This window comes from Streptomyces sp. NPDC021224, from assembly GCF_044332905.1.
Classification (GTDB): Bacteria; Actinomycetota; Actinomycetes; order Streptomycetales; family Streptomycetaceae; genus Actinacidiphila.
In genome coordinates, this window is sequence record NZ_JBIRPW010000026.1 from 1 (window position 1) to 11519 (window position 11519).

General features: G+C 69.4%; 11 protein-coding genes. 5 read left to right on the forward strand and 6 right to left on the reverse strand.

Annotation, left to right across the window (positions count from 1 at the left end):
• Positions 1 to 790: 790 nt before the first annotated feature.
• On the reverse strand, positions 791 to 1564 hold the full coding sequence (locus tag ACH4PY_RS35385) for a hypothetical protein (protein ID WP_398192606.1): 774 nt from the start codon (positions 1562 to 1564) through the stop codon (positions 791 to 793).
• A complete protein-coding gene (locus ACH4PY_RS35390) occupies positions 1561 to 1776 on the reverse strand; it encodes a hypothetical protein (RefSeq protein ID WP_398192608.1) in 216 nt (71 codons plus the stop codon). Before ACH4PY_RS35390 ends, ACH4PY_RS35385 begins: the two co-directional genes overlap by 4 nt.
• Positions 1777 to 2774: 998 nt before the next feature.
• Between ACH4PY_RS35390 and ACH4PY_RS35395 the strand changes: the two genes are divergently transcribed.
• Positions 2775 to 2954 carry a hypothetical protein gene (locus ACH4PY_RS35395; RefSeq protein ID WP_398192610.1) on the forward strand — a complete coding sequence of 60 codons (180 nt, stop codon included), beginning with the start codon at positions 2775 to 2777 and terminating at the stop codon, positions 2952 to 2954.
• Between the two features lie 79 nt (positions 2955 to 3033).
• On the opposite strand, the gene ACH4PY_RS35400 is transcribed toward ACH4PY_RS35395, so the two are convergent.
• Entirely contained in the window at positions 3034 to 3252 is a 219-nt protein-coding gene (locus ACH4PY_RS35400) for a hypothetical protein (RefSeq protein WP_398192612.1), read from the reverse strand.
• A 158-nt stretch (positions 3253 to 3410) separates the two neighbouring features.
• Between ACH4PY_RS35400 and ACH4PY_RS35405 the strand changes: the two genes are divergently transcribed.
• On the forward strand, positions 3411 to 4682 hold the full coding sequence (locus tag ACH4PY_RS35405) for a hypothetical protein (protein ID WP_398192614.1): 1272 nt from the start codon (positions 3411 to 3413) through the stop codon (positions 4680 to 4682).
• A 267-nt stretch (positions 4683 to 4949) separates the two neighbouring features.
• On the opposite strand, the gene ACH4PY_RS35410 is transcribed toward ACH4PY_RS35405, so the two are convergent.
• The gene (locus ACH4PY_RS35410) at positions 4950 to 5171 is read right to left on the reverse strand and encodes a hypothetical protein (protein ID WP_398192615.1); all 222 of its coding nucleotides are present in this window, start codon (positions 5169 to 5171) and stop codon (positions 4950 to 4952) included.
• 2 nt (positions 5172 to 5173) lie between these two features.
• A complete protein-coding gene (locus tag ACH4PY_RS35415) occupies positions 5174 to 5680 on the reverse strand; it encodes a Pycsar system effector family protein (protein ID WP_398192617.1) in 507 nt (168 codons plus the stop codon).
• 99 nt (positions 5681 to 5779) lie between these two features.
• On the opposite strand from ACH4PY_RS35415, the gene ACH4PY_RS35420 reads away from it, so the two are divergent.
• From ACH4PY_RS35420 to ACH4PY_RS35430, 3 genes are all read left to right on the forward strand, one after another.
• Positions 5780 to 6337: a hypothetical protein gene (locus ACH4PY_RS35420; RefSeq protein WP_398192619.1), complete on the forward strand. Its 558-nt coding sequence runs from the start codon at positions 5780 to 5782 to the stop codon at positions 6335 to 6337.
• Between the two features lie 21 nt (positions 6338 to 6358).
• The gene (locus ACH4PY_RS35425; RefSeq protein ID WP_398192621.1) at positions 6359 to 6505 is read left to right on the forward strand and encodes a hypothetical protein; all 147 of its coding nucleotides are present in this window, start codon (positions 6359 to 6361) and stop codon (positions 6503 to 6505) included.
• Between the two features lie 222 nt (positions 6506 to 6727).
• Positions 6728 to 9400 carry a Helicase associated domain protein gene (locus ACH4PY_RS35430; RefSeq protein WP_398192623.1) on the forward strand — a complete coding sequence of 891 codons (2673 nt, stop codon included), beginning with the start codon at positions 6728 to 6730 and terminating at the stop codon, positions 9398 to 9400.
• A 90-nt stretch (positions 9401 to 9490) separates the two neighbouring features.
• Here ACH4PY_RS35430 and ACH4PY_RS35435 read toward each other — a convergent pair whose 3' ends face one another.
• On the reverse strand, positions 9491 to 11467 hold the full coding sequence (locus ACH4PY_RS35435) for an AAA family ATPase (protein WP_398192625.1): 1977 nt from the start codon (positions 11465 to 11467) through the stop codon (positions 9491 to 9493).
• Positions 11468 to 11519: the final 52 nt, after the last annotated feature.

Genomic DNA, 11519 nt, shown 5'->3' on the forward strand with positions numbered 1-11519 from the left:
CCCGCGCAGCGGGGCCCGCCGCGCTGCGCGCGGCGCAGGGATCACGCTGCGCTTCGCTCTGCGTGACTGCCCCGCACTGCGCGCGGGGCAGGGTGCTCCGCACCCTGCGGCCCGGCCGTGCCGGGCTGGCCGGCCCCGCTTCGCAGGCCTCGGCCGCGGGCTCGCTCCGCTCCGCCCGCGTGCGTCAATTCCCTTGTGGGGCTTGGTTCTGGACTCGTGCACCACCCCCTCCGCTGCGCTCCGGGGATGGGGGGGCCGGCCGGCGGGGGCGATCTTGCTGCGGGAGGTGGTGGGGGCGTGCCGTCGACCGGCCTCCAATCACCGGGAGTGATGCACATGTACCGTTGGCAGATCCGGCGCACCCCCGTGCATCAAACTTACGGCCTGTGTAGGTTCTGGAACCAGCCCCCACCCCCGGGACAGGCGGTCAGAGCCGCGCCCGCCCCTCCGCACCGCACGGGGTGCGGCCGCGTACGGCCCTCTCCGGCTCCCTCCCGGGGCCCGGCTCACACAGGGGCTACAGGCACTCTGAGCAGCACTTACGCGCCCCCACAGCCCCGCCCTGGGCCACGTGCACCCCCACCCCCAACACCACCCCCGGGACACAGCCCCGCACCCCCACCACCCCGCACCACCTGACACACCATCAGCCACCCACGGCAAATATCACCACGTCGCCGATAGGTAACAAACTGGCCCGAGAAAATTGCAGAAAAGAAACCGAACACAGACACAAAACACCGCGCCTCCGAATTCAATCCAAAAAATACGGAGGCGCGACAGGGATCACTCAGGCGGCGTTTTCCAGTTGGGTAGTGAGTTCACTCGACTCGTCGCGAGGCCGAAGGGAATCTACGGCAACTCCTTCGATTTCTTCAATTTCGCTGATTATGTACATTTCCCCACCGAACGTATATCTGTCGCAGGCATCGGTCCAGATGTCGGGGTGCTTCAGACCGACTCGGGCTGCGGCCTCCAGCCAGTGCTGGAGACTGGTGACCTCTGCGTTGCAGGCGTGCAGGAAGGCCAGGGCCTGCTCGGGTGTGACCGGCAGTGCGCGGCCTTTGATGATGCGGCGGGCCGTAGTGCTCGGCAGTACGCCGATGCCAGCCGCCCTTTCCATCTCCCCGGGGGTCGGGCATCCGCCCCAGATGTGTTGGTCGCGCAGGGCCAGGGCGAAGTCGGGCTTCTTCACGATGAGCTCGGGGTCGGGCGCGGTGTGGACGTAGTACGGAGCGCGGGTGGCCCGGCGGGCGCAGAGCCACAGCTGTCTGGCGCGGGTCACGGCGCGGCCGAGCTCGCCGGTGAAGAACTCCTCCTTGGTGGCGGTCACCTCGACGAACGTCTCGACGGTCTCCCATGCCCCAACGATGGTCCCGGTGGCGGCGCGCTCGAACGTGGCCGCCGACGGCGTGCCGCCGGCGAGGTGGGCCATCTGCCGGTAGGTGTGCCCGTGGGCGTCCTTGCGGGCGCGCAGGAAGTCGGCGAGCTCCGCGCAGGCCGGGACAGTGCGGTCCACCGGCAGCTCGGGGCGGCCGGCCTTCGCGGCAGCCATGGTGGTCACCCGGCCGAGTTCCGGTAGGCGTCCTTGAAGCGGTCGATCCGCCCGCCGACGCGGCCACCGATGCGGCCAGCGGTCACGACCGCCGCCAACGCGCCGTCGCCAACGCTGATCGAGCTGCCCAGAAGGAAGATGACGTCCTTCACCGGCATGCCCATCTCGGCAAGCACGGCTGCGGTGACGACACACGCGATGAGAACGAGCGCGTGCGGCATACCGAACCGGGCGACGGGGAGGGGGTAGCGCTGCCGGACGGCTCCGGCTCGGGGACCGCCGGGAGTACAGCGGGGAAGGGCGTCACGCCCATGTCGATCACTTCCTCATTGCTAATTGAGCCGTCCGGCGATCGCGAGATCGCCGGACGATGCTGCTCAAACTGGGTCCGAACCCATCTCTTGCGCCGTACGGGAGTTGGCGCTCCTGGCGCGCGAAGTGGGCTTGCTGTCGTCCATGGTGTCAGCCGCGTAGACCACGTCCGGCCCCAGCGGGACCATTGATTCACCACCGCACCAAAGCATGATCCTGCAAATCTCGTGTCTCATCCCTGAGACACCGATGGCCCCACCAGATAGTTAGTGCCCGACATATTCGCTGGTCAGGGCGCTGCAACACGCTCTACCACACAGCATCCTCGTCTCCTGCATGCGGTCCCGGCCAACGCAGCTCAACGCCTAGTCAACGGCCTGCGTTGATTCACGGGCGTGCCCATCCTCGGCGGACAGCATCAACCCCACATCGGCACACTCAACTCCAGACCGAACTTGCTGTGAGGGGTTCGGCCGCCCTGATTGCTACTGGGTCCGACCTGCGCACCAGGGGAGAAGGAAACCGAGAGGGTGTTGGCGCACCCGCTCACGAAGCCGATGCACGCCACCGCGCACCCGAGGCCCGCCTCGCGAAGTGCCGGGGCCGCATCGGCTTCGCCATTCCACGCAAGGCGCACACGCGGGCCTCGCCACCGCCGTACGCGAGAGCGGGGTGGGGGACAGGCGCTGGCCTGATCCCCACCCCGCCGCGTAGACCGCGTCACGCAAGTCGACTTGCGTGGTTCCGGTCCCCGCCGCCAGCTACCGCCGGGCCTCCCCCGCGCCGCGTGCACATCCGCTGGGGCACCGAGCCCCAGGGACCCGGACGCCTCCCGGGCACCGAGCAGCAGCCGAACGGGAACCCGAAGCCGCCGACGCCCGCGGCCGGTACGGCACCGGACCGACCCGTGAACCGCACCTACACCCTGCTCACGACCAGGAGCAGCAGCGGCGGACCCGAGCGGATCGCCAGCCCGCTCCCCGCCGGCACCGCCGTCGTCCACCTGGTCAACGGCGAGACGACCCGCTTCATACTCACCGACACCTCGCTGTTCGACGGCTCCTACCTCGCCGAACCCATCCGCTGAACAGCCCCCGACAACAGCGCGCCCCGACCTTCTGCCCGGCCGCCCTGGGCCGGGCAGAAGGTCGGTCGGGCAGGCACGGTTACGGGCCCTGGGCGCGGCGGTGGCGCAGCTCCCGCAGGACCGCCAGGGCCGCTGCGCGGCGGGCCGGCTTGTTCGACCAGACCGCGGGCAGGACGACCCCGGCGAACAGCAGCACGACTCCCACCAGGGCGCACAGCGCCGCCACCGCCCCGCCGGTGCCCATGGTGTGCAGCGCGGCCGCCACCGTGCCGCCTGCGAGTGAACTCAGGTGTCGCACGTCGTGCCCCCTTGTCCGGTTCTCCGGCGCGCGGCTGCGCGCACCATCACAATGGGGGGCCTGCGGGTGCTGGCGGGAAGTGAAATCTGGAAGTTTTTGCAGCTCAGAGGGTTGCATGGGGTGGCAGCGCCGGGCTTGCACCCCCTGCCGGAGGGGACATGGGGGACATGACGGTCGGCAACGAGGACGGCTTACCGGCCGAGCAGAACGGCGGGACCGACGCGCCACGGGACGAGGAGGCCCTCCAGCGGTGGGTGGAGAGGTTCCGGTGGCTGCTGGAGCAGACCGGCCAGCCCGCCTACGTCTACGCCACCAACCACGACCTGTCCGAGACGCAGGTGTCCCGGTGGCGCAACGGCAAGACCATGCCGACCGAGTTCGCAGTCGACGACCTCCTCCGGTCGCTGCAGCCCGCCCTGTCCGAGCAGGTCGTCGAGCAGACGTGGGAGCTGTGGCGGGAGGCCGCGAAGACCGCCAGCCGCTACGAGTACGAGAAGTACATGCTGCGCCAGGAGCTCCGCCGCGCGCTCCAGCAGCTCAAGAACGTCGGCGCCTATGCCGAAACCCTCCGCGACCAGCACGACGCCGCCCAGGCCGACGTCGCACGCCTGCGCCGCCAGGTCGAGGAGCTCCAGCAGGCCGCAGGCCGCACCGCCGTCCTGTCCCAGCTCGAGCACGACCGCAAAGACCAGAGGATCACCGAGCTGGAAGCCGAACTCGGCCTCCTCAAAGCCCAGCTCCACGAAGCCGAGCAGGACCTGAAGACCACCGACCGCGAGATCGAAGCCGTCGACCGCACCGAGGCCCGCGCGGCCGACCACGCCGACGCCGTCCGCCGCCAGCTCCGCGCCCTGGAAGAAGCCACCGCCCGCCAACTCCCGCCCGGCCACGAAACCGCCGCCCCGGCCGACCCGGCCCCAGCACCCGCTCCCGACCCGGCCTCCGCAGACACCCCCGCCCCTTTCCCGGCCAACGGCCAGCGGCCGCCAGCCAGCCCGACACCCCCGCGCGCCACCGTCCGCCTCGCCCAGGAGCAGCCCGGCACCGGCACCTTCCCCTTCGGCCGGACCACCTACTGGTCGAAGACACAGCTCACCTTGTACGGCCTCGCGACGTGGCCCCCCGCCGGCGCCAGCGCCTACACCGTCGGCTGCGGGTTCGCACACCTGCAGATGGCCCATCACAACACCGTCTGGCAGCTGGGCGCCTACGCACTCATCGGGGCCCTCGCGCTGTTCGTCATCTGGATCGGATGGGTGCTCACCATCGACCTGCCCGTCTCCGTCCGCGAGGACGACAAATGGCTGCCGATAGCCGTGTGCGGCTGGGCCTTCATGGTCAGCCTCGCCCTAGGCATCTTCGAGCCCCACGTCATCGTGATCCTCGACGACCTGGGCGCCAAACTCCAGTCGCCCCTCAACCCCGACTGATCCCCTAGCGCCCGCTAGCAGGGGCCGCAAGCCCAACTTGCAGCCCCCACCAGACCGAACCCAGGCCGCCGGGGGACTGCGTACGCCTTCACCGACACATAATCCCGTACAAAAACACCGCGTCCCCGAACCCTGTGAACTGGGATCGGGGGCACGACAGGCGCGGGTCGCCGTCGCTCGCCGTCCCGTAACAGTGGGCGCTCGCGCTCAGGCTGAACGGCTACGGGGCCCGCCGACCGGTTGTCGGCGGGCCCCGTAGCCGTTCAGTCAGTCCTCGCACTCGCAGGAGCAGCCGCGGCCGGCGCATCGGCCGCAGTCCTGGCAGGTGTCGCAGGTCCGGCAGTGGTGGCAGGCGCGGAGGTCGGGCGGCCGGCAGGTGCAGTCCCGGGTGGGCTCCCACGGGTCGGGCGAGCCGAACAGGCCGAGCTGGCCGGGGACGGGAACCTCAGGGGTGCGGCGCGGGGCGCGCGGCCGGAGGCGGCGGACCATGGTCAGACCCTCCACAGCAGTACGGCCAGGGCGAGCAGGGCGGCGCCGGCCAGGACCAGGTGCACGGCCTGGCGCAGGCGGCGGAACTTGGCGACCGCGATGGAGGCGAGGACCTGGACCTCCGCGAGGTACTGCCCGTGCAGGACCGCGGCGTGCAGCTCGTCCGGACTCAAGGTCGGCCAGGTGGGCCAGCCCGCGCCCCCGAGGTGGGGCCGGACCGCGAGCAGGAGCAGGACGGTGGCGGCCAGGAACGCGGCCACCCCGGTGGCCGCGACGCCCATCGCGGTGGCCGGGATGCCGCCGCCGGAGCCGATGGCGACCAGGGCGGCACCGGTCAGACCCAGCAGAACACTGGCCTTGGTGTCGGCCCGCGCCAACTCGCCGCGCAGGGTGGCCAGCGCGCGGTCGACCGCGGGCCCGGCCGTCCGCAAGGGATCCGCGTCGGCGGCCGGGGCGGTGGTGAGCTTGCGTTCCTCCACGTCCAGGCGCCAGGCCTCCAGTACGCCCACTCACAGCCGCCGGATCAGCGAACTACAGCAACTATACATAGCTACCGTAGTAATTTTAGAGTGAGCCGAGTATCCGAAAGTGAGACCCAAGGGGGAACGATGAAGCTGACTGTCTTCCAGTTCGAGGGAACACCGGAGGAGCTGGACGGCTCGAGTGCGGTGCGTGAACTGATGGAACGCCATGGCCGTGCCCACCTCGCCGGCGCGGCCATGGCGGAGAGCGGCGAAGAGGTACCGGACCGTGTGCCGGGGGTGGCCGACGAGGGTCAGGCGATCCTGCGCGGCCTGCTGCGGCGTAGCCCGGCACCCGGGCTCTTCGTGCGCTTCATGGCGGAGACGACCACCTGGGAGAACGTCGTCGTTCACGGCATCAAGCGCAAGGGCGCCGAGGCCGGCGAACCGCTGGACTACGGCAGCTACCTCCGGCTGCGCAGGCAGGGCTCCCGGTTCGGCGGCTTCGCCTACGTCTATGCCCAGTACAGCTCGGTCAACCTGCGGCTCGACCTCGGAAAGGAAGCACTGCAGGAGCTCCGCACCCGCGCCGCTCGCATCCTGACCACCGGTCATCCCGCCTACCGTGTGAGTGTGGACCTCACCGACGACAAAGGTCTCGAGGACGCGCTGAAGCTGGCGAAGCTCGCCTACAACGCCACCTGACACTCTCCCGTCACTGCCGCCATGATCCGACGCGACTACGAGGACCCGCTTCTTGCCGTGAAGCTCCGCATCCGCCAGGCCGAAGCCGCCGAGGCCGTCGCGCACCCCGGGAACCGCGCGCAGGTCCATCCGCATGGCGGGCGGCGCAGCATACCTACGCCGCAGTGAGCGCTACGGCACGGGCGGGGCCGGTGACGATCTGCGTCAGCCCTGAAATACAGGCGAAGGCGTTCGCCGGGGCCAACAGGCAGCGATTTGCTCCTGTGAGCCTCACGGGCGTCGATGTGGCACCGAACGCCGGAGTACGGATCTCGCAGACCCGGCCACCGGATGAATTAATCCTGGCAAAGCCAGTGCCGCATTTCAAATCCGGTAGAAACGGGGAGAATAATGACCGGGATTCAACTCAAGAAACATCAGGTGAACCAGAAGGCGGCTTTCCGGAAGTGGGTCGGATTCCCCGCACGATCATCCGTGCCCGCTCGGGGAGAGCGGGGCACGATCGTGTCCGCGACCGGTTCCGGTAAAACGATCATGGCCGCTGCGAGTGCGCTGGAGTCCTTCCCCGAGGGGCGGATCCTGGTCACCGTCCCGACGCTGGACCTGCTGGTGCAGACCGCCCAGGCGTGGCGGGCGGTCGGCCACCGCTCCCCCATGGTCGCCGTCTGCTCCCTGGAGAACGACGAGGTGCTGAACGGGCTGGGTGTGCGCGCCACCACCAATCCGATCCAGCTCGCGCTGTGGGCCGGGTCGGGGCCGGTCGTGGTGTTCGCCACGTACGCCTCTCTCGTGGACCGCGAGGACCCCGAGGACATGACCGGCCGCCGGAAGGTGCGCGGGCCGCTGGAGGCCGCCCTGGCGGGCGGAGACCGCCTCTACGGCCAGCGCATGGACGGCTTCCACCTCGCCGTCGTGGACGAAGCCCACGGAACCGCCGGCGACCTGGGGCGCCCGTGGGCGGCGATCCACGACAACGCCCGCATCCCCGCCGACTTCCGCCTCTACCTCACCGCGACCCCCCGCCTCCTGGCCGCCCCCCGGCCGCAGAAGGGCAAGGACGGGAAAGACCTGGAGATCGCGTCGATGGCCGACGACCCCGACGGCACCTTCGGGGCCTGGCTCCCCGGGGCGGAGCTGGGGCTGTCGGAGGCGGTGGAGAGGGGGGTCCTGGCGGGGTTCGAGATCGACGTGCTGGAGATCGAGGACCCCGACTACTTCGTCGGCCTGTCCGACGAGGCCAGGCGCGGACGGCGCCTGGCGCTGCTCCAGGCCGCGCTGCTGGAACACGCCGCCCGCCTCAACCTGCGCACCGTGATGACGTTCCACCACCGGGTCGAGGAAGCCGCCGCGTTCGCCGACAAGCTCGGCGAGACCGCCGCGGATCTGTACACCGACCCGGTCACCGACCACGTCCTGGAGCAGGCAGACGAACGCCCTGTCTCCCCCCTCGGCGCAGAGCCCGACGAGGTGCAGACCGGCCGCCACGTTCCCCCGGACCGGGTCTGGTCCGCGTGGCTGTGCGGCGACCACACCGTCGCCGAACGCCGCGAGGTGCTGCGGCAGTTCGCGAACGGCATCGACGCCGCTGGCCGACGCGTCCACCGCGCGTTCCTCGCATCCGTTCGCGTGCTCGGTGAAGGCGTCGACATCGTGGGTACCCGGGGGGTGGAGGCGATCTGCTTCGCCGACACCCGCGGCTCCCAGGTCGAGATCGTCCAGAACATCGGCCGCGCCCTGCGCCCCAACCCCGACGGGACCACGAAGGTCGCCCGGATCATCGTGCCGGTCTTCCTCGAACCCGGCGAGGACCCCACCGACATGGTCGCCTCTGCCAGCTTCGCACCGCTCGTAGCGGTCCTCCAGGGCCTGCGCTCCCACGACGAGCGCCTCGTCGAGCAGCTCGCCTCCCGCGCCCTCACCCGGAGCCGGGAAGAGCGCAGAGTCCACGTGCAGCGCGACGAAGAAGTCCGGATCGTCGGGGCTGGCGGCGAGGGCGAGGACCGGGAGCAGGACGACACCGACGCTGCAGCCGAGTCAGCACTTCTGAACTTCGCCAGCCCCCGCGACGCCGCGACGATCGCGGCGTTCCTGCGCACCCGCGTCTACCGCCCGGACTCGCTGGTGTGGCTCGAGGGCTACCAGGCCCTGCTGCGGTGGCGGGCGGAGAACAAGATCACCGGCCTGCACGCCGTCCCGTACGACACCGAGACGGCGGTGGGCGTCACCAAGGACTTCCCGCTGGGACGATGGGCACACCAGCAGCGAAAAGCGCTGCGGGCCGGGGAACTGGAACCGCGCCGCAAGGAACTGCTCGACGCCCCCGAAGCCGGGATGGTCTGGGAACCCGGCCAGGAGGCATGGGAAAACAAGCTGTCCGCGCTGCGCTCGTACCGGCGCGCCACCGGCCACCTCGCGCCCCGGCAGGACGCGGTGTGGGGCGAGGGCGAGGCGATGGTGCCCATCGGGCAGCACATCGCCAACCTCCGCCGCAAGGGCGGCCTGGGTAAGGACCCGGAGCGGGCCGCCGTCCGCGCGGCGCAGCTCGCGGAGATCGACCCGGACTGGAACTGCCCCTGGCCGTTGGACTGGCAGCGCCACTACCGGGTCCTCGCCGACATCGTCGACGACGAAGGCGCCCTGCCCTACCTCGCACCCGGCGTCATCTGGGACGGCGACGACATCGGCACATGGCGCTGGCGGCAACAAGAACCCGGCACCTGGAAGCAGCTGTCCACCGAGCAGCAGAAACGGCTGACCACACTCGGCATGCAACCCCCTGCAGCCCCGTCCCCCGCCCCGGCAGCCAAAGGCGCGGCGAAGGGGACGCACAAGGCGGCGCAGGCTTTTCAGCGGGGCGTGACAGCTCTCGCGCAGTGGGTGGAGCGGGAAGGCACCGACCGGCCCGTACCCAGGACGCACACCGAGACGATCACCGTCGACGGCCAGGCGGAACCGGTAGTCATCCGGCTTGGCGTATGGGTCTCCAACACCAAAAGCCGCCGCGGCAAACTCACCGCCGACCAGCTCGCCGCCCTCGCCGCGCTGGGCATGGAGTGGGCCTGACGCCAGCAGTGGCGGGCGTTTATCCAGCCGGATACGCACGAAACCCCGGGCCGCCATGCCAGTGCTCGGGGTCTCGTGCTGTCCACAAGTTCAGGCCGTGAGCTTCTTGAATACCGTCTCGAAGCGGCCCAGGGTGACGTCGTCCACCTGCTCGAAGAAGGCGCTCTTGTCTTGGGTGAGCTGGTGTGCCGGTCCGACATGGTCGAAGTCCCGGGGCTTGTGCTGCTTCTCCCGGGCGATCCCGATGCGCTTGAGGATCGGGAGGGGCTTGTCGGGGGTGACCAGGTCTTCCTCATTGATAGTCACCTCGGTAGCCCTGTTGTAGAGCCAGAGGTAGTCCTTAGTGGAGAACAGGTCCTCGATGTCGGCCGTCTCCGGGAGCCCGTCGAGCTGGCCGATGACGGTGATGTGCGCGGCATCGACATTGGCCGCCTCAGCGGCGCTGAGAACCTTGGCGGTCACCTTGGTGGTCTCGGCCCCGTCGATGAGCGCTCGGACTGACAGTCGGCGCCCCATGACAGCGATGAAGGCCGGCATGTTGCCGATGCCACCGACTGGGATGATGGCCAGCCGGGGGTCAAGACCGGTGCGGCCCTGGCTGACCAGGAAGTCGGACATGCGCATGAGGAAGACGAAGTCGCTGCTGCCTTCCACGGCCAGCAGCGGGCCGACTCCGAGGAACAGGTGCTGCGCCACGGAGTACCCGAGCGCCGCCTCCACCGGCAGGATCGTCTTGGGGTCTGCGGACAGGCTGACCGAGGTAATGACCACACCCAGGTTCGGGTCTTCGCGGGTTGCCTGGTCGTGGATGGCGCGCATCGTCTCGTACCGCGTGGGGTCGATCATGTGCTGGGAGTGGGTGGTGTAGAGGACCTGCTGCTTGGGTCCGAGTTCCCCGTAGACGTACCGGAGGAAGTCGCCCTGAGCCTCACCGTGCAGGCTGGTGCCCGGTTCGTCGAGCAGGACGACGACGCGCTCATCGGTGTCGCGGTAGGCGCTGAATGCGGCAAGGAAGGAGAAGAACCACTGGAAGCCGGTAGAACGGGTGGAGAAGTTGGTCTCCACCCCGCCGTGCCGGTCGTCGCGCAGCTCGATCTTGAGCAGCCGATGGTGGGGCTGCGGCTGACCGTTGGTGACCGGGGGCATGGGAACCAGGTCGGTGTCGAAGACGACCGTGAGGTCCGGGTTCTGCTTCCAGTACTCGAAGACCTGAGCGCTCAGGTGCAGACTGGCGCCTTGGAGTTCGGCCTTGCGGCTGGCGTAGTCCTCATCCAGGAAATCGTCCGGCCCCTCACCAGCGAGGCGGAGCAGGGACATCATGGTCTCATCGCCGCGCTGCCACTGCCGGGCCTTCGCGCGCTCGGCAAGTGCGTGAAGGTCGCAGTCACCGGGGAGCATCTCGTAGGTGGAGAAGTAGAAGAACTTCGGGAGCAGCTCGATCAGTTGCTCGTGCTCCTCTCCCTCAAGGCCCCCTTCGACATACTGCTTGCGCCGGTCCAGCTCGGCCGGGACTCTCTCGATCGCCTTGACCCGGGCCGTCTTCTTACCGCCGCCCACTTCCCTGGCTCGGGCCCTCGCCGCAGCACTCACGGCCTCGATGGTCCTGAGGTCCCCGGCGATGGCCTTCTGGTCGTCCTCATCATCGACGCCGGCCTCCTCGAAAACGTCCGCCAGAGCGTCTTCAAGGGCGCAGCGCACCTCGGCTCGGAGACTGCCGTCGTAGAAACGCAACGCCTTGACGTACGCCTTCGCCGGCGGCCGTACGCCGACCAGATCCTCGATCGCATCGAAATCCGCGTCCTCCAGCTCGAAGACAGCCGTCACAGGGGCGACCGTGTCAAGATCCTTCGTGCGCCGGTCCCTGGCCAGGTTCCGCCGCGGATAGTCGGTGGTGACATGGAAGTCGTCCGCATTGTTGGCCGGGTTCAGCCGATGCAGAGCCTTGAGAACCGTCGTCTTTCCCGACTCGTTCTTCCCGATCAGGCACGTGACCTCGGGGTCGACCGCCATGGTCTGCTTGTTCGTGATGTTACGAAACGCCTCGATCCCCACTGACGTCACCAGCATGGCACTCCCCTCCAAGGGCCACGTTGCCCCTGTCTGATCCGCGCAGCATGGA

What these genes read in the sequence shown, in the direction of transcription:
- ACH4PY_RS35420 (WP_398192619.1), top strand. Translation starts at nt 5,780, where the DNA reads ATGAAGCTGACTGTCTTCCAGTTCGAGGGAACACCGGAGGAGCTGGAC.
- ACH4PY_RS35430 (WP_398192623.1), top strand. Translation starts at nt 6,728, where the DNA reads ATGACCGGGATTCAACTCAAGAAACATCAGGTGAACCAGAAGGCGGCT.
- ACH4PY_RS35410 (WP_398192615.1), bottom strand. Translation starts at nt 5,171, where the DNA reads ATGGTCCGCCGCCTCCGGCCGCGCGCCCCGCGCCGCACCCCTGAGGTT.
- ACH4PY_RS35405 (WP_398192614.1), top strand. Translation starts at nt 3,411, where the DNA reads ATGGGGGACATGACGGTCGGCAACGAGGACGGCTTACCGGCCGAGCAG.
- ACH4PY_RS35425 (WP_398192621.1), top strand. Translation starts at nt 6,359, where the DNA reads ATGATCCGACGCGACTACGAGGACCCGCTTCTTGCCGTGAAGCTCCGC.
- ACH4PY_RS35390 (WP_398192608.1), bottom strand. Translation starts at nt 1,776, where the DNA reads ATGCCGCACGCGCTCGTTCTCATCGCGTGTGTCGTCACCGCAGCCGTG.
- ACH4PY_RS35435 (WP_398192625.1), bottom strand. Translation starts at nt 11,467, where the DNA reads ATGCTGGTGACGTCAGTGGGGATCGAGGCGTTTCGTAACATCACGAAC.